Source organism: Teichococcus globiformis (assembly GCF_042646265.1).
Taxonomy (GTDB): domain Bacteria; phylum Pseudomonadota; class Alphaproteobacteria; order Acetobacterales; family Acetobacteraceae; genus Pseudoroseomonas; species Pseudoroseomonas globiformis.
The window spans coordinates 288,859-306,017 of the sequence record NZ_JBHRTN010000007.1; the positions used below are offsets into that span (position 1 = coordinate 288,859).

The 17,159-nt window shown below is 65.7% G+C and carries 15 protein-coding genes; 11 read left to right on the forward strand and 4 right to left on the reverse strand.

Translation table 11 applies throughout. From position 1 onward, the window contains the following. The first annotated feature begins 93 nt into the window (after positions 1–93). The 8 genes from rseP (at position 94) to gloA (ending at position 8,299) form a co-directional block, all read left to right on the forward strand. A complete protein-coding gene (gene rseP, locus ACFOD4_RS06590) occupies positions 94–1,194 on the forward strand; it encodes an RIP metalloprotease RseP (protein ID WP_379595270.1) in 1,101 nt (366 codons plus the stop codon). 206 nt (positions 1,195–1,400) lie between these two features. Next, positions 1,401–3,728, forward strand: a complete 2,328-nt coding sequence (bamA, locus tag ACFOD4_RS06595) for an outer membrane protein assembly factor BamA (protein ID WP_379595137.1) — start codon at positions 1,401–1,403, stop codon at positions 3,726–3,728. A 21-nt stretch (positions 3,729–3,749) separates the two neighbouring features. Beyond that, a complete protein-coding gene (locus ACFOD4_RS06600; protein WP_379595138.1) occupies positions 3,750–4,511 on the forward strand; it encodes an OmpH family outer membrane protein in 762 nt (253 codons plus the stop codon). Between the two features lie 4 nt (positions 4,512–4,515). Next, positions 4,516–5,595 (forward strand): UDP-3-O-(3-hydroxymyristoyl)glucosamine N-acyltransferase, encoded by a 1,080-nt coding sequence (gene lpxD / locus ACFOD4_RS06605; RefSeq protein WP_379595139.1) that lies wholly within the window; start codon positions 4,516–4,518, stop codon positions 5,593–5,595. Positions 5,596–5,599: 4 nt separating this feature from the next. After that, on the forward strand, positions 5,600–6,091 hold the full coding sequence (fabZ, locus tag ACFOD4_RS06610; RefSeq protein WP_379595140.1) for a 3-hydroxyacyl-ACP dehydratase FabZ: 492 nt from the start codon (positions 5,600–5,602) through the stop codon (positions 6,089–6,091). 6 nt (positions 6,092–6,097) lie between these two features. Next, positions 6,098–6,976, forward strand: a complete 879-nt coding sequence (lpxA, locus tag ACFOD4_RS06615; protein WP_379595141.1) for an acyl-ACP--UDP-N-acetylglucosamine O-acyltransferase — start codon at positions 6,098–6,100, stop codon at positions 6,974–6,976. Between the two features lie 63 nt (positions 6,977–7,039). After that, positions 7,040–7,873, forward strand: a complete 834-nt coding sequence (locus ACFOD4_RS06620) for an LpxI family protein (protein WP_379595271.1) — start codon at positions 7,040–7,042, stop codon at positions 7,871–7,873. A 12-nt stretch (positions 7,874–7,885) separates the two neighbouring features. Beyond that, complete coding sequence (gloA, locus tag ACFOD4_RS06625) at positions 7,886–8,299, forward strand: lactoylglutathione lyase (RefSeq protein ID WP_379595142.1); 414 nt, start codon at positions 7,886–7,888, stop codon at positions 8,297–8,299. Positions 8,300–8,535: 236 nt separating this feature from the next. Here the strand turns inward: gloA and ACFOD4_RS06630 are convergent, their stop codons facing one another. Further along, complete coding sequence (locus tag ACFOD4_RS06630; protein WP_379595143.1) at positions 8,536–8,967, reverse strand: acyl-CoA thioesterase; 432 nt, start codon at positions 8,965–8,967, stop codon at positions 8,536–8,538. 188 nt (positions 8,968–9,155) lie between these two features. On the opposite strand from ACFOD4_RS06630, the gene minC reads away from it, so the two are divergent. The 3 genes from minC to minE are packed head-to-tail and all read left to right on the forward strand — an operon-like array spanning position 9,156 to position 11,090. Next, a complete protein-coding gene (gene minC, locus ACFOD4_RS06635; RefSeq protein WP_379595144.1) occupies positions 9,156–9,920 on the forward strand; it encodes a septum site-determining protein MinC in 765 nt (254 codons plus the stop codon). 46 nt (positions 9,921–9,966) lie between these two features. Then, positions 9,967–10,785, forward strand: coding sequence for a septum site-determining protein MinD (minD, locus tag ACFOD4_RS06640; RefSeq protein WP_379595145.1), 819 nt, complete (start codon positions 9,967–9,969; stop codon positions 10,783–10,785). After that, positions 10,782–11,090, forward strand: a complete 309-nt coding sequence (gene minE, locus ACFOD4_RS06645) for a cell division topological specificity factor MinE (protein ID WP_379595146.1) — start codon at positions 10,782–10,784, stop codon at positions 11,088–11,090. Before minD ends, minE begins: the two co-directional genes overlap by 4 nt. 94 nt (positions 11,091–11,184) lie before the next feature. Here minE and ACFOD4_RS06650 read toward each other — a convergent pair whose 3' ends face one another. From ACFOD4_RS06650 to ACFOD4_RS06660, 3 genes are all read right to left on the reverse strand, one after another. After that, positions 11,185–11,373: a hypothetical protein gene (locus ACFOD4_RS06650; RefSeq protein WP_379595147.1), complete on the reverse strand. Its 189-nt coding sequence runs from the start codon at positions 11,371–11,373 to the stop codon at positions 11,185–11,187. A gap of 68 nt (positions 11,374–11,441) precedes the next feature. Beyond that, positions 11,442–15,200, reverse strand: a complete 3,759-nt coding sequence (locus ACFOD4_RS06655) for a translocation/assembly module TamB domain-containing protein (protein WP_379595148.1) — start codon at positions 15,198–15,200, stop codon at positions 11,442–11,444. Continuing rightward, positions 15,200–17,146, reverse strand: a complete 1,947-nt coding sequence (locus ACFOD4_RS06660; RefSeq protein ID WP_379595149.1) for an autotransporter assembly complex protein TamA — start codon at positions 17,144–17,146, stop codon at positions 15,200–15,202. The genes ACFOD4_RS06655 and ACFOD4_RS06660 overlap by 1 nt, the downstream gene beginning before the upstream one ends. Positions 17,147–17,159 lie beyond the last annotated feature (13 nt).

Sequence of the window (17,159 nt, forward strand, 5' to 3'; positions counted from 1 at the left end):
CGGAAGGGGCCGCTGCCCTTCACGCGCGAGGCCCGCGCCACGTTGTCGCCCGGTATGCCTTGAAGCCGGGCAGGAGAGACGACCTTGGACCTGCTGCCCGAGCCGCTGCGCTCGATCCTCGCCTTCATTGTGGTGCTGGGCGTACTCGTCTTCATCCACGAACTCGGGCACTACTTGGCCGCCCGCTGGCGTGGCGTGCATGTTGAGGTGTTCTCCATCGGCTTCGGGCGCCGCATCCACGCCTGGACCGACCGGCAAGGAACGGAGTGGCGGCTGGCCTGGCTGCCGCTCGGCGGATTCGTGAAGCTGCATGGTCAGGAAGGACCCGAGGACGCTTCCCAGGAAACGCGGGCCGGCTGGAGGGTTGGGCAAACCTTCCACGACAAGCCTGTCCGCGACCGCGCCATCATTGTCGCTGCCGGCCCGATCGCCAATTTCCTGCTGGCCGCGGTATTGTTTGCCGGGCTCTACATGACGCTGGGTCAGCCGCAGCCGAGCAGCACCGTAGGCACGGTGGTGGCCGGCAGTGCGGCGGAGAGGGCAGGGCTTCTACCGGGTGACCGCATCGTCAGCCTGGACGGAACGCCCGTCACGCGCTTCGAGGATGTGCAACGCCATGTCCAGCCCCGTGCCGGCCAGGCGGTCGAGATCCTGATCGAGCGCGACAATGCTCAACAGAGCCTCACCGCCACGCCAGAGCCGCGGGACACCAATGGAGCAATCTCAGGTGTGTTGGGGATTGCCGGCGGCGCGGTTGAGTTCCAGCGACTGAACCCCATCAGCGCCCTTGGGGCTGGTGCGAACCAGACCTGGGACATCACCACCCAGACGCTGGCAGGCTTGTGGCAGATGATCGCTGGGCAGCGCGGCACCGAGGAGCTGGGCGGCCCACTGCGCATTGCTCAGCTTTCGGGCCAGGTTGCACAGCTGGGCGTTGCGAGCCTCGTTTCCTTTATGGCGATCCTGTCCGTGAACCTGGCCCTGATCAACCTGTTTCCGATCCCTGTCTTGGATGGCGGGCACCTGCTGTTCTATGCCGCAGAGGCGATCCGCGGCAGGCCTCTGCCACCGCGGGCAATCGAGTACGGGTTCCGAGCCGGATTCGCGCTGCTGATCGCCCTGTTCGTTTTTGCCACATGGAATGATCTCTCCAGTCTTGGCGTGGTGCGGTGGGTCAGCGGCCTGGCCGGCTGACCGCTGTTGACCCTCCTTGCCAAGGCGTTGCTGGGTCGTCGGATAATAGACTGAAAGACTTGTAGATCGCGGCGGCGCTCTGGGTTAAGGCTTGGGGGTGGCGAGGGGATGCGTTCCCAGCTAGTCTCCGCACCGCCCGAGACGTCCCCGTTTTCGGGGTTCCACAGGCCTTCTCCGGCCCTCATCACTGGCCCCGGATCCGACCCTTGCACGCCACCCGCGCCCTTCTGCTCGCCGCCACCTGCCTCGTACCTGCCCTGATGCCGGCTGATGTGCAGGCTCAACCACGTCGGGCCGCCGGTGCGCCGGGGCAGGTTTCCGGCAGCACGATCACCGGCATCGACATCCAGGGGAATCAGCGCATTGAGGCGGATACCATCCGCTCCTACATGCTGATCCAGCCCGGCGATGCCTATAATGGCGATGGGGTGGATCGCAGTCTGCGAACGCTTTTCGCCACTGGCCTGTTCCGGGATGTGCAGATCACCCGGCAAGGCGAACGCCTGGTGGTCCGGGTTCAGGAGAACCCGATCGTCAATCAGGTGGCATTCGAGGGGAATAGCGCCCTGTCGGACGACACGCTGCGTCCGGTGATCACCCTGCGGGAGCGCGCGGTGTTCACGCCGGCTACGGCGCAGGCGGACCGGCAGCGGCTGCTGGAGCTTTATGCCCGGCGCGGCCGCTTCGCCGCCCGGGTCGAACCCAAGATCATCGAACGCGACCAGAACCGCGTCGATGTGGTGTTCGAGATCACCGAGGGCGACTCCGCCCTTATCAGCCGCGTCAATTTCATTGGTAACGAGGCCTTCTCCGACAGCCGGCTGAAGGAGATCGTGGCATCCCGCGAATCCGCTTGGTATCGGGTCTTTTCCACCTCCGACACCTATGACCCTGAGCGCCTGAATTTCGATCGTGAGCTGCTGCGCCGCTATTATCAGCGGGAAGGCTACGCGGATGTGCAGATTACCGACGCGACCGCCGAGCTGGCGCCCGATCGCAGTGGCTTCTTTGTCACCTACACGATCAAGGAAGGCCCCCGCTACCGCGTCGGCAAGGTCGACATCAATTCAAGCCTGCGCAATGTCACCGGTGCGGACCTGACACCGGCACTGACCATCCGGCAGGGCGACTGGTATGATGGCGACGCCGTCGAGAACATGAACCAGACGCTGATCGACCGGGCGAATCTGGCCGGCGCACCGTTTGTCGAGGTTGAGCCTCGGATCACGCGCCACCCCGAGGACCGCCGGGTGGACGTCGCCTTCAATGTGGCGGAAGGGCCGCGCGCCTATATCGAGCGCATCGACATCACCGGGAATACCCGGACACAGGACCGCGTGATCCGCCGCGAGATGCGCATGGTTGAAGGCGATGCCTTCAATGCGGCACAGTTGAACCGCTCGCGGCAGCGTATCCGTGACCTGGGCTATTTCAGCGACGTGCAGATCGCGCCGCAGCCTGGTGGCACGCCAGATCGCGTCGTGCTCAATGCCAATGTAACGGAACGGGCCACGGGCGAAATCTCGCTCGGCGGCGGCTATTCCACGGATGCGGGAGCGTTGGCCGATTTGGGGCTGCGCGAGCGCAACCTGCTCGGTACCGGGATCGACGGCCGCATCAACACCACGATCGCCCAGCGCCGCAGCCAGGTCGATCTGTCGGTCACCGATCCGTCCTTCCTGGACCGCAACCTGTCGGTGGGCGCCGATCTCTTCTACGTTGTTCGCGACCTGACGGATTACTCGGGCTACGAGGAGCGCCGTGCCGGCTTCAGCCTGCGCGCCGGCTACGAGTTCAACGAACGGCTGCGTCAGTCCTGGGCCTATACGCTGTCCCGCCGCAACGTGTTCAATGTCGATCGGGATGCCAGCATCTACATCCGGGAGCAGCAGGGCGTGACGCTGCTGTCGCAGATCGGCCAGACGCTGACCTACGATACGCGCGATTCGCGCCTCGATCCGCGCAGTGGCTACGTGGTCCGGCTCGGCATCGATCTGGCCGGTCTGGGTGGTGACGTCAATTACGTCCGCGGCCGCCTGGACGGCACCTACTACGTCCCGTTCGAGCGTTTGCTCGGCGATCCGGATTATGTCCTCGCCATTTCGGCAGGTGCCGGCCACATGGAAAGCTATGGCGGCAGCGATAAGCGGGAGCGCATCCTCGACCGCTTCTTCCTGGGCGGCGAGAATCTGCGCGGCTTCGCGGTGGCCGGCGCTGGTCCGCGCGACACGTTGAGCGATGACTCTCTGGGTGGCCGAACCATCTGGACGCAAAGCACGGAGATGCGCTTCCCGCTTCCCGTGCCATCCGAGATCGGGCTGATCGGGCGTGCCTTCGTCGATGTCGGCTCGCTGAGCAACATCGATCCGGGTGCCACCATCGTCGATGATAGCGCGCCCCGCGTAGGTGCCGGCATCGGCATCTCATGGCGCAGCCCTTTCGGCCTGATCAATATCGATCTGGCGCAGGCCGTGGTGAAGAAGGACTACGATGAAACGCAGGTCTTCCGCTTCGGCTTCGGCACGCGCTTCTGATCCGCACGGAGTTTGATGATCATGGCCAGACGCGCCCCGGCCCTTTTTGCCGCCACCTTGTTCTCTTCCATGCTTGTGGGCAGCGGAGCTTCATGGGCACAGCAGCAGGAATGGTTCGTACCGAACCAGGGCCAGCAGCAGCAGCAGCGCCAGACCCCGGCGCAGCGACCGGCTCAGCAACAGCAGCAGCGTCCCGCCCAGCGCGCCGTGCAGCCCAATCCCGCGCCGCTGCCGCCGGGCGAGTCCCCGCCCGCTGCCGTGATCGGCATCGTCGATGTGCAGGCCGTGCAGCGTGACTCCACCGCATTCAATGCCGTGCGAGAAGAGGTGGAGCGTCGCCGCCAGAAGCTGAACGACGACCTTCAGCGCGAGCAGGCGCGGTGGCGCGAGGAACAGCAGGCGCTGGCAAACCAGCGCAGTGCCGCCTCGCCCGAAGAACTTCGCAACAAGGAACGCGATCTTCAGGAGCGCGTGCAGGATTCCCAGCGGGTGTTCCGCGACCGTTCGCGCGATATCGAGCAGGCCGCACAGGAAGGTTTGCAGGAGATCGAACAGGCTCTGGCCACGGTGATCCGCCAGGTAGCGGCCAGCCGCAAGGTGAACCTGGTGCTGCCGCGTCCCCTGGTCATCTACAACGACCCGCCCTTCGATCTTTCGCCCGAGGTGACCGCACAGCTCAACAAGGTCATCAAATCGGTGACCTTGCCGCCCGAGGGCGCTCAGCCCGCGTCAAATCGTCCTGCCGCGGCGCCCGCCCAGGGGCAGGCCCCGAGGCGGAACTGACGCGATGGCCGCCGATCCCCGCTTTCACCCGGCGGCCGGCCCGTTTCAGCTCTCCGACCTTGCCAAGGCTGCCGGCGCCGAAATGGTGGGCGAGGGTGCCTTGCCTTTCCGCGACGTCGCGCCGTTGGAGCTTGCTGGCCCGGACGAGGTGGCGTTCCTGGATGGCCGGAAGCACCTGGACGCCCTGAGGGCTAGCCGCGCCGGTGCGGTTGTGCTGCGGTCCGAGTTCGCAGGGTCTTTGCCCGCCGGCTGCGCCGGGCTGATCAGCCCGGCGCCGCACCTTGCCTTTGCGCGCATCGCAGGCCTGTTTCACCCGCCGCCGCCACCCGTTCCCGGCATCCATCCGACCGCCTCCGTGGCGGCGGATGCTATTCTGGGCGAGGGTTGCGAGATCGGTGCCTATGCGGTGATCGGCCCGGGCGCCATTCTGGGAGCTCGCTGCGTCCTGGGACCCCATGTGGTCATCGGGCCAGGATGCGTCTTCGGCGATGATTGCCGCATCCATGCCCATGCGAGCGCGGTTTGCTGCATTGCCGGCGATCGGGTGACTCTGCACCACGGCGCAAGGGTCGGACAGGAAGGCTATGGTTTCGCACCGACCCCGGACGGGCGCTTCCTGACCATTCCGCAGCTCGGGCGGGTGCGCCTAGAGGACGAGGTCGAGGTCGGAGCCAATAGCTGCGTTGACCGTGGCGCAATGGGCGACACGGTGCTCGGCGCCGGCACTCGGCTCGACAACCTGGTGCAGATCGGCCACAACGTGACCACTGGGCGCGGTTGCGTGATTGTGGCACAGGTCGGTATTTCGGGTTCCACAAAGCTCGGGGACTACGTCACCATAGCCGGGCAGGCGGGGTTGACAGGACACCTCACGATCGGCTCCCGGGCCAGGGTCGGCGCCCAGGCCGGTGTGCAGGGCGACATCGCGGCGGGCCAAGACGTTACCGGCTCACCCGCCATGCCCGTGAAGGATGCATTGCGGGCAGCATTGTATCTCCGGCGTGTCGGAGCGCGAAAGGCGCATCCTGCCGGCATGGAAGAACAAAAGGGGCCGCCGGCAGGGCGGCCGGAGCAGACGGACTAGCGGCATGGATCAACAGGAACAGCCCCCCAGCGAGGCGACCGACGCGCAGCGGACGATGGAAGTCTGCGACATCGCCCGGATCATGGCGGCAATTCCGCACCGGTACCCCTTCCTGCTGCTGGACCGCATGGTGGATGTGGTGCTGGGCGAAAGCGCCATTGGCATCAAGAACGTCACCATCAACGAACCGTTCTTCCAGGGCCATTTCCCCAGCCACCCGGTAATGCCGGGCGTGCTGATCATCGAAGCGATGGCGCAGACCGCGGCCGTGCTGGTGGTGGAAACTTTGGGTGCCGATGCGCGGGGCAAGGTGGTTTACTTCATGAGCGTCGAGAACGCCAAGTTCCGTCGCCCCGTTGGCCCTGGTGACCAGTTGCGGATCCATATCCGCAAGGAGCAGGCACGGCGGAATGTGTGGAAGTTCAATGCCGTGGTGCGGGTGGACGGCACCGTCGTCGCCGAGGCCACCTATTCGGCCATGATCATGGGCCACTGAGATCGGATGACCGTGCTCGAATCCTCCCCGGCCGCGCGTGAGCCTGGCATCCATCCTTCGGCGGAAGTTCACCCCTCCGCCATCATCGCCCCTGGCGCCGTGATCGCCGCGCATTGCCGGATCGGACCATTCAGCATCATCGGTGCCGATGTCACGCTGGGCCAGGGTGTGGCGATCGACGGCCATGTTGTCATTGATGGCCATGTGGAGATCGGGGAAGGCGTCAGGATCAGCCCCGGCGCCTCGGTAGGCCTGCCGCCGCAAGACCTCAAGTACAAGGGCGAGCCAACACGGGTCGTGGTCGGTGCGCGCACCTTGATCCGCGAGCATGCCACCATCCATCGCGGCAGCGTTGGCGGGCATGGTGTGACCACGGTTGGCGCCGACTGCCTGATCATGGTCAATGCCCACATCGGCCATGATTGCACGCTGGATCATCATGTGATCCTGGCCAACAACGTGATGCTGGGCGGACATGTGCAGATCGCCGATACGGTGTTTGTCGGTGGCGGCGCGGCCTTGCACCAGTTCGTGCGGATCGGTCGGCAGTCGGTGATCGGCGGCATGAGCGGCGTGGAAGCCGACGTGATCCCGTTTGGCGCCGTGCTCGGTAACCGCGCACGGCTGACGGGCCTGAACCTGATTGGGCTCAAGCGGCGCGGTTTTTCTCGGGCCGAGATTCACCAGCTCCGTGCCGTTTACCGAGCCCTCTTCCGGAGTGCAGGGAACCTACAGGAGCGGGTTCAGCACGTCGCGCGCGAGCATGGCGATCATCCGGCCGTCCAGGAAATCCTCGCCTTCATCCGCGGTGACAGCAAGCGCGGGCTTTGCCGGGCCCGGCGTGTGGCTCCGCTGGAGGAGGATGAGGGCGAGGCTCAGGGCTAGGCCGTGAGCCTGTCCACCGCCTTGCCGGCCCGGCTGCAGGGCGCGGCCGGCCAGCCACTCGGCATGATTGTCGGGGCAGGAGACATGCCGCGGCGCGCCGCCGCCGCCGCCGCCGCAGCAGGCCGGTTGCCGCATGTCGTGGTGCTTGAAGGCTTCGGAGAGCCCGCCTCCTACGCATCCTATCCGCACATCGTGTGCCGGCTCGGCGCCGCCGGCCGGATGCTGGAATGGTTGCGGGGAGCGGGAGTGCGGGAAGTTGTTCTGGCCGGACGCGTGACGCGGCCGAGCTTTCTTTCGCTTCGGCCCGATGCCGGCGCTGCCCGTCTATTACCGCGCGTGGGCATGAAGGCGTTCGGCGGCGACGATTCCTTGCTGAAGGCCGTTCTGCGCGTGCTGCAGGAAGAGGGCTTCGAGCCTGTTCCGGCGCAGGCCGTGTTGGCGGAATTCCTGGTGGCGGGCCCGGAACACCTTTCCTCCGTAGAGCCGGATGAAACAGCGCGGCGAGACATCGCGCGGGGCATTGCGGTGGTGCGCGCGCTGGGCTCGGTGGATGTGGGACAGGGCTGCGTGGTGCAGCAAGGGCTTGTTCTGGCTGTTGAAGCCATTGAAGGCACGGATGCCATGCTCGCCCGGGCAGGGGAGCAGAGGCGGGAAGGCCCCGGCGGCGTACTGGTGAAAATCCTGAAGCCAGGTCAGGACCGCCGGATCGACCTACCGGCCATCGGTGATGCCACCATCCGGGCCGCTGCGGCGGCAGGGCTGCGCGGCATCGCCATTGAGGCCAATGGGACCATTGTGGTGAACCGTGCCTCAACCGTGGCGGCGGCTGAGGCCGCCGGCTTGTTTCTGGTTGCTGTTGATCCCGGCGATCCCATCTGGTCCATACCAGTTTCCTGAGGAGAGAATGCCATGAGCAGCTTCCTGCACACCATGATCCGCGTGGGCGACCTGGAACGCAGCGTCGATTTCTACACCCGCCTGCTTGGCATGAAGGAGCTTCGCCGCAATGACGTTCCGGACGGCAAGTACACGCTCGTCTTTGTCGGATACGCACCGGAAAGCAGTGGCGCCGGCGTGATCGAGCTGACCTACAATTATGGGGTGGAGAAGTACGAACTCGGCAACGCGTTCGGACATTTGGCCATCGGCGTGCCGGATGTCTATGCAACCTGCGAGACGCTGAGGCAGGCGGGCGCCAAGATCACCCGCGAGCCCGGCCCGGTGAAGTTCGGCACCACGGTGATCGCCTTCGTCGAGGACCCGGACGGCTACAAGATCGAGCTGATCGAGCGCAAATCCGCCGAGGCTGGCACCCGCGGCTGACATCAGTAGGTAGGTCGGCTCCTCCACATAGGTGTCTGTTTGTTGGCGCAGCGCATGGCGGCGCCACCGGAGCTCAGAGGCCGGGATGCAAAGCTTCGGCCTCTGGCTGCCGGCAGGCTGCTGGGAGCGACCTCTCAAGCGACTATAGGGCCTGAGGCCGGCTGCACCTTGGCCCGCACCCACCGTGCGCCCACACCTCAATTCAGGCTGTGGCTTGAGGCCGAAGACGTAGCTGGTTAGGTTGTCAGCAGCGGGACAAGGGCATTTCGAAGCCTCTCAGGAATAGCCCGCGTGCGGTGCTGGTCGGCCAGATCGACCTGGACGTGGATGAAATGCCCGTCTGCGCAGGCCGATATGTGGCCAGGGCGAAAGATGCCGATCTCGTAGCGCACCGAACTGGTGCCGATGCGGCCAGCGCGCAATGCTGCGGTCAAGGTCTCAGGGAAGAAGGCGGGCGTATGGTGGCGGCACATGGTTTCCACAACCACGCCGATCCCATCCTGTTCCGGAGCCAGGGCAAGCGAGCCAAGGAACGAGGCAACCAGAGTATCGAAGTAGGTGTAATAGACAGCGTTATTGACGTGTCTATAGGCATCCTGATCAGCCCACCGCGTCGGGATTTCCAGGAAGTACCGATAATCCTCACGTGTGGGGATGATCTTGGCCATCGGTAGGCGTATCCTCTTCGGGGGCAGCGCGGCTTCGGCTTTTACGCGAAGCCGCGGCTTCTGTAAGACGCTGCGCTTCTGTATATGTTGCGAATCGCCGCGTGCCTGCGGACATATTCGAACCGTCTGTGCCGCAACCCGGATCAGCCGAGACGTCGTCTCTTCAGCCAGGATCGCATCCGCACCCGATGTCCGTACCCGCCGCCCATGCCCGCCTAGAGCCGTTTCGGTTGCGCGGCGCGAACTTCAATCTTCTTGTGCTGCGCCTGCTCGATCCGCGGCCAGAAGCCGTGATTCCGGCCTTGGCGGATCAATTTCGCAGGGCACCGGGCTTCTTGCGTTTCGCGCCGCTGGTGATTGGCCTGGATGATCTGGAAGGAGGAGGCCAGGGCGTGGATTTCGTCACCTTGGCCGCCGAGCTCCGCCGCATCGAGATCACACCGATTGGCACGGTGGGCGGTTCACCAGAGCTTCGTGCGGCCGCGCAAGGTGCGGGGCTTCCTCCGTTGCGCACAGCCGGCGGCAAGGAGGAAGCGGTTCCGCTTGCCCCGGCGCAGAATGCTCCTCCACCGCCGGTGACCGAGCCTGCCCTTTCGGCATCGCATGCCCCTGTGGAAGGCGCACGGCCTACCATGGTGATCGACCATGCCGTGCGGGCGGGCCAGAGGATCTGGGCGCAAGGTGCCGATCTGATCGTCAATGGCACGGTGAATCCCGGTGCCGAAGTCATTGCGGACGGCAACCTTCATGTCTACGGCCACTTGCGCGGGCGGGCGATTGCCGGCGGAGCAGACAACCTGGATGCACGGGTCTTTGCTCTTAACTTCGACCCGGAATTGGTGTCCATCGCCGGTTACTACGCGGTGCGGGATGGGCTGGCGGATGCGCCGATCGGCAAGGCCGTGCAGGTGCGGCTTGTCGGCGAGAATATGAGATTTGACCGGCTGGGCTGACCCGGCTTTCTGAGGCAAGGCCGCAGCGGCGGAGAGGAGATTTTCAATGGCGCAAGTGATCGTGGTGACGTCGGGCAAGGGAGGGGTCGGCAAGACCACAAGCTCGGCTGCCTTCGCCACGGGTCTGGCGCAAGCCGGCAAGAAAACGGTTGTCATCGACTTCGATGTTGGACTGCGCAACCTTGACCTGATCATGGGCGTGGAGCGCCGCGTGGTGTTTGACATCGTCAACGTCATCACCGGCGAGGCAAAGCTCAACCAGGCTTTGATTCGTGACAAGCGAGTGGACACCCTGTCCATCCTTCCCGCCAGCCAAACACGTGACAAGGACGCCCTGACCAAGGAGGGCGTTGCGACGATCATCGAGGAATTGGCGAAGGAGTTCGACTACATCCTATGTGACAGCCCTGCCGGCATCGAGAAGGGTGCGTTGCTGGCGCTGTATTTCGCCGACCAGGCCATCATCGTGACCAATCCTGAAGTGTCCTCGGTGCGCGATTCGGATCGCATCCTCGGCGTGTTGCAGTCACGCTCGAAGCGGGCCGAGGAAAAGCGCGAGCCCGTGAAGGAGCATCTGGTGGTCACCCGCTATGATGCCGCGCGGGTCGAGAAAGGCGAGATGCTGAAGCTGGAGGATATCCGGGAGATCCTGGCCATCCCATTGCTCGGCGTAATTCCCGAGAGCGAAAGCGTGCTCAAGGCTTCCAACACCGGTAGCCCCGTGATCCTCGACGAGGGCAGCACGGCAGGTCAGGCCTACAAGGACGCCGTCGCCCGCTTTCTGGGCGAAGAACGACCGCATCGCTTCATTGAGCCCGAAAAGCGTGGTTTCCTGGCGCGCCTGTTTGGGGGGAGGGCCGCATGAGCTGGCTTGACGTCTTTCGCGGCAAAAGCAAACCGCCGCCGAGCAGCGCTGGTGCGGCCAAGGAAAGGCTGCAAATTGTCCTGGCGCATGAGCGGATCAGCCGGACCGGCAGCGACTTCCTGCCGCGGCTGCAAAAGGAACTGATCGAAGTGGTGGCGCGCTATGTCGCCATCGATCCCAAGGCAGTCAACGTCTCGCTCGATCGAGGGGGAGATATGAGCACCCTGGCGATCGAGGTAGAGCTTCCGCCACCCAACAAGCACGCCGGTTCGGAGCCGGCAGAGCCGGAAGCGCGCGCGTCCTGAGCCAGGGCGCGTAACTGTCCCGAAAGCGGGACGGGCCTGACCGCGATGCGTGCCAGGCGACGGATCGCCTGGCGTGGCCGCACAAAGTCTCAGGTCACTTCCGTGGCGCGAGTTCTGTTTCCAACGCTTTGATCTTGGCCGTAAGCGAGGCGCGGAGGCTGGCGGCCGCCTGCGGCTTTAGGGCCGCAAGTGCATCCTTAAGTTCACGCAATTGGCGCTTCTTTTCCTCGGTCGAACGAGAGATCGGTCGATTGCCGGAAATCTGCCCTTCGAAAGCACGCATACTGATCGATTCTCCTCAACGCCTGACGAAGTGACACACAGGCGGAACGGAGTGAAGCGGTTCCGGCATCAGTATTCAAACTCGTAGGACAAACCTACCCTTTCGCCGTTCTCCCCGCCCGTGCTGCTCTCCACCTTCAGCCGGGGTGTGACTTCCAGTTCCACACCTACGCGCGGTCCGCCTTCCGCGCCTTGTTCGACCCCGACATACACGCCCTGTCCGACATAACCGCCAGCCTGCACTGTCGGATTGATGTTGCCGCTGTCGGCATTGTTGCTGCCGTTATTCCCGCCACCGCCGCCAACGCCCAGTCGGTCCAGGCCCAGGCGATCGGCAATGCCACCCAGAAAGCCGCGCGACCCTCCAGGTCCTGCGCCGGCCAAGGTCGCGGCGCCACCAGCCAGCTGGGCAATCTCGAACGGAGACAGTCGATCCAATGGTCGGTTGAAGAGAAGGCGTGCCAGCACCTCGTCCTGCGGCAATTCGGGGCTGGATGTGAAGCTGATCTGCGGATCGTTGGGCGGGCCGGTAATGCTGATGGTGATGGCCAGGCTCTGCGCCCTGGTGGTGGCGTTGAAGTTCAGCGTGGGCAGCATGTTGCCGTCAAAGGAGAGGCTGCTGCCGCGGTCGAACTGGATGCGCCGGTCTATGAGCTGGAAGGTGCCACGCCGCAGAGTGAAGGCGCCGTCCGGCTGCGGATCGCTGGCGGTGCCACCGACATGAAGCTGTCCACCCAATTCCGCGTCCAAGCCACGGCCGCGAATCAAAATGGATTGGGGCGCTTGGACGGTGATATCCAATGCCACCGGAGGCGCGGCAGGGCCAGGCGGCGGGGGGGCGGGTGCGTTGGCGCCGCGCTCCCGCACGTCTCCCAGCGTGGCGACGCCGCCTCCAGGCAGCGTGTTCGGGATGTTCACGGCCACTCGCCGCATCCGAACGGTACCACCGAGGGCAGGGCTGGTCTGAAGCGGGCCGGTGAAGCGAAGATCGGCATCCAGCAGCGCGGTCAGCAACTCGCTCTGGATCGGCGTGGCATCGCGGGCCGCGATGTCGATCTGCAAGGGAATGCCCGCAGCGAAGGGCTGTGCCTGCCCTTGCATGGTGATGCGGCCATTCCCGGCCAGGGCTACGAAATTCTCCAGCAGCACTTGCTCACCCGCGGCCCGAACGCGGCCTTGGATGTTGCGCAGCCGCAGCCCATAGACCGGATTACGCACCTCGCCGCCGCTGAGCGTCGCGGTGCCGTTGAGAATGGGCTGCGCCAGGGTGCCCGAGGCTCCGCCATCCAGAACAATGCGGCCGGTGACCTGATTGGCACCCCCGCCGAGGCTGGGTGACAGCAGCGGCTGCAGGTTGGTGTTGCCCGTGACACGGGCGGAGACCGGAGCCTCGCTTCCTGGACCCTGTGGCAGCGATGCCTCGGCATCCAGGGTGAGCATGTTGCCCATTCGCAGCGCGGCGTTGGCCCGCACTGCACCGGCGCCGGTCCGCGCCGCCTGCACCTGCAGCGAAGCTGCTGGCCAGCCACGGGACCAAGGGGCATCCACCCGCAGCCCGGTGCCGTTCAGCGTCGCATTCACCTCCGGCGCGGAAGTTGGTCCGGTGATGCGGGCTTCCCCCACCACTGTGCCGGATAGCCGCGGCTCAGGTGCGAACATGTTGACCAGGGAGGCGGGAAGTGCCGCCAGCGCGACCCGCAAATCGGCATTCTGCGGTCCCCACCTGCCACTGACAGTGAAGTTGCCGGCAGGTCGGGCAGCAAGACGCATACCAGGGATCTCAATAGCACCGGAGGGTGGCATCAGGACGGCGGCCGGAGCAGCCAACCGGATCCCAAGGTCTCCCTGCATGGCGCTGAAGGCGGCAATATCCACGCGCATGCCCTGGTCCGGGCGCTGGCTGAAACGTCCACGGCCGTCAATCCGCGCCTGCGGCAATGTGGCATCCAGGCGCCACTCAGCATCCGCCTCATTCCCGGAGAAGCTTGCATCCAGCGCGTAGTCCTGGCCCGCATACCGCAGGCGCTGGGTCCGCGCCCGCATGTCGAAAACCTGCCCGCCCTCGGGCGTGGCGGTGGCCTTCGCCTCGATCCGCAGTCCGCCAGCGACAGGCTGGCCGATCAAGGGCGCGAGGGGTGCCAAGTTCTCGGATCGCAGCACGGCCTGCCCGTCAAAGCGCGTCGTGGCCATGTTGAAGGTGCCACCGGCATCGGCATGCACAGGTCCGAACTCGGCACGGGCTTCGGCCAGCCTGACCAGATCGCCTTCACGTGCTGCGGTCAGTGCCACGGAGACAGGCTGCCCTTCGGCACGCCCGGTTAGGCGCAGCTGGCCGGCCATGCCGCTGATATTGGGCGCTTCGGCGTGCAGCATCAGTGCCTCGATCCGACGCCCTGCGGCGTTCACTCCCGGGCTTTGCACCTCCAGCGCGAAGCCGGGATCGGCCCTCGGGCCAAAGATGCGGACGTGGGCGGAAAGCGGGCCTTCCACCTCCGGGCGCGCTGCCTTCAGGTCCGGAACTTCGAGATCAGCGAGCAGGGCCAGACTCTCCCCTACGTCGCCGCTCAAGCGCAGCTTGGCGCCCGCGCCCTCAACCAGAAGTTCCTCCACATGCTGCGCTGTGCCCCGGAAGGTGATGACGGGGTCGGGCCCAACCACGCCGCCCATGGGCTCAGGGCCTGTCAGGCCACGTGGCAGAACCCGCACATCGAGTCGCTCGGCGTCATGCACGGAGCCGGCCAGGGTGATCTCCTGCCAACCGACGATCTCCGGCACAAGCGCTCCCAGCGTGGCCGAGGGTGCGATTCGCGCCTGAAGGTCGAGTTTCTGCTGATTGCCGCTGGCTTCCACCGTTCCGGCTGCGGCAGCGACCCGGAGGTGGCGAAGCTGCGGATCGCCACCCGCGGGCACGCTGGCATCAACATCGAACTCGATGGAACGAACCGGCTCCGGCGCCAGCGCCGCCGGCGGCTGGAGGCGCCCCTTGAGGGCCATGGCAAAGGCGCCACCGGCGGTCAGCGCCACTCGACCATCCGCCGTCATGCCGGCCTGGCCACCAAAATCACTTCGCAGGGTCAGGTCAGCACCTTCGGGCGGACCATCCAGGGTCAGGTCCAATTCAGCCGGTGCATCAGCGATGCCGAGAGCGGTGGCCATCAAGCCGCCCGGTGGCTCCTGGGCCCGCAGCCGCCCGGCTAGCCGGCTGGACGGGTCCAGGCCGAGATCCAGCTCGAACTGGCCAGGCGCATCCAGGCGCTGCACGGACAACCGGGCCTGGAGGATGGCCTCCACAAAGCTCGCATCGCCCTCGAGCGAGAGCACCAGCCCGTTCGGGTCGCCGGACGGCAGGGTGACGACCTGATTCGCAACCTCGATGCGATCAATCGCAAGGCGGTCGAGGTGGATGGAGATGGGCAGCTCTGGAAGCTGCGGCACAACACTGCCAGGTTCCTCGGCAGGCTGCGGCTCTTGCGGCGTTTCCCCGGGTGGTGGGATGCGAAGAAGGGCAACGCGCCTCGCCGCCAGTTCCTCGATACGTAGCTCGCGACCCAGCAGCGCCATGTAGTCGAAGCTCAGCCGGGCATCCTCAATTTCAAGCCAGGGGCCATTACCGTCCGACATGCTGAGGCGTGCGAAGCCGGGGCCGCCAGGGATCGGGCCGTGCAGGCCTTCGATCGACAGGCCCGGCACGAAGCGCTCGGCGGTGGAGGCAAGCAGCCTCTGGCCAGGTCCGGTGTTCACGCCGATGACGATCCCCGCAATCAGCAGAACGGGAAGCAGGATCAGGACCGCGAGTGCGATCCCTGCCCATTTCAGAAAGCGTCCCATCAGAAAGCCTGCCCGATGCCGATATAAAAGCCGAAGGCCGCGTCGCCTTCCTCCTTGTTGAGGGGAATGGCGATGTCGGCACGGATGGGGCCGATGCCCGTCTGGTATCGTACGCCAAGCCCGGCCCCGACCTTGAGATTGTCGAAGGTGGGCGTCGGGTCCTCGGTGACGGCGCCGGCATCCACAAAGGCCGCCATGCCCCAGGGTCCGCTAACGCGCTGCCGCAGTTCCACCGAACCCTCCACCAGGGAAAGACCGCCGCGGGGCTCGTCGTTCAGAGTACGCGGTCCAATCGATTGGTAGTCGTAGCCGCGCACCGATCCGCCGCCGCCGGAATAGAAACGCTTGTCAGGCGGCACGGATCCAACCGAAGCACCGACAATGCTGCCGACGACCCCCCGCAGCGCCAGAATGCTGCCTTTGTCGCCAAGAATATCGAGGTACGTGCTGCCCTGGGCCCGCAGCCGGGTGAAGGTGTTGCTCTCGCCCAGGCTGTAGATGGGGTTGACCAGTCCGGAAACGCGGACGCCGCGGCTCGGGTTCAGCGGGTTGTCCGTTGTGTCCCAGCGCAGCTGACCCAGCAGGCCAAGCAGCTGATACTCGTTCGTGACACCATCTTGCGTCACCCGGCTGAACTCGATCTGAGGCCCAAGGCCAATGGTCAGCCGCCGGGAAATCTCGCGTTCCAGAATCGCGCTGGCGGTGAAGGCGTCGCGGTCATAGGCGTCCGGCCGCTCGCGCAGCGCCGCAATATCAAAGGTCACGGTCTGGTTGCGGCCCAGGAACCAGGGAGTTGCAAGGCTGACGCCCACCCGGCCACCCGTGTCGCTGGTGTCGCCGGTGGTGCCGAGACGGTTGACCTCGCCCTCCACCCGAAAGCGCTCGGCACCGCCGAACAGGTTCCGGTGCTCCCAATAGGCGTTGAAGGTGGGGCCGTACCGCGTCTCGTAGGCGGCGCCGAAGCCGATGGCCCGCAATGGACGCTCGATAACGGTGAAGGTGACAGGAAGGTGGCCTTCCTGGTCCAGCCGCTCGCCGGCACGTGCGCGCACCGTTGAAAAAACCCCGAGGGCCAGCAGGTCGCGGCGCGTCTCGTCCAGCGTGGCCTGATTGTAGCGCTGGTCGGCCAGCGGGGCGACCACGGTCTGAACCAGGCTGTCCCTCGTGCGCTGCTGCCCCTCCACCCGTGGCATGGCGAAGTCGGCGCGCGGGCCAGGGGCAACAATGAAAGTGACTTCCATCTGCCGGGTGTCATGATCCACCGTGACCCTTCGGCGAACGGCGGCAAAGGGATGACCGGCCTCCTTGAGAGCGGCGGCAAGGCGGCCCTCCGCGTCGAGCACTGGCTGGGCACGGGCCGGTGCGCCGGTTTCCAGCCCTGTCTCCCCCGCATCGTCAATCGGAATGCCGGCCGGTTCAGCCTGCAGGCGCACGGGCGCGAGCCTGTACTGCGCTCCCGGCTCCACCGCCACGGTCACGGCAACAGGTGTTTCCCCATCACGGGCATCGGCAGGCGGGCGCGCCCGCGATTGAAGGCGCTCGGCCAGTCCGGGCGTGTCGGGCGCCTGGCCGTCCACGAGGATGCGAGCCATGCCCCGATAATACCCCTCGGATCGCAACGCCGCCTGCATCGCATCAGCCTCGGCGATGGCCCGGCCCACAAGCCCAAACCCGTCCACCGGCGCGGCTTCCCGCAACTGCTCCAGGCCGGAAGCGCGGCGGATCGCATCGTCGAGTGCCTCGTCCCCCGTTTCCGGCAAGGTCACCGTGTAGGGCAGCACGGGTTCGGCTTCGGCTTCCGCCGCGAGCGCCGCTTCGCCAGCCGTGTCATCCGCAGCCTGGGCGAAGGCCGGGGGCATCAGAACGTGCGGTGCCGCCGCGACCAGGGTAGCGGCAAGGCCAAGGCCGGGGAGCAGCAGCAGGGAGAAGCGTTGTTTGAGGCGCATCGTTTTAAGCGGT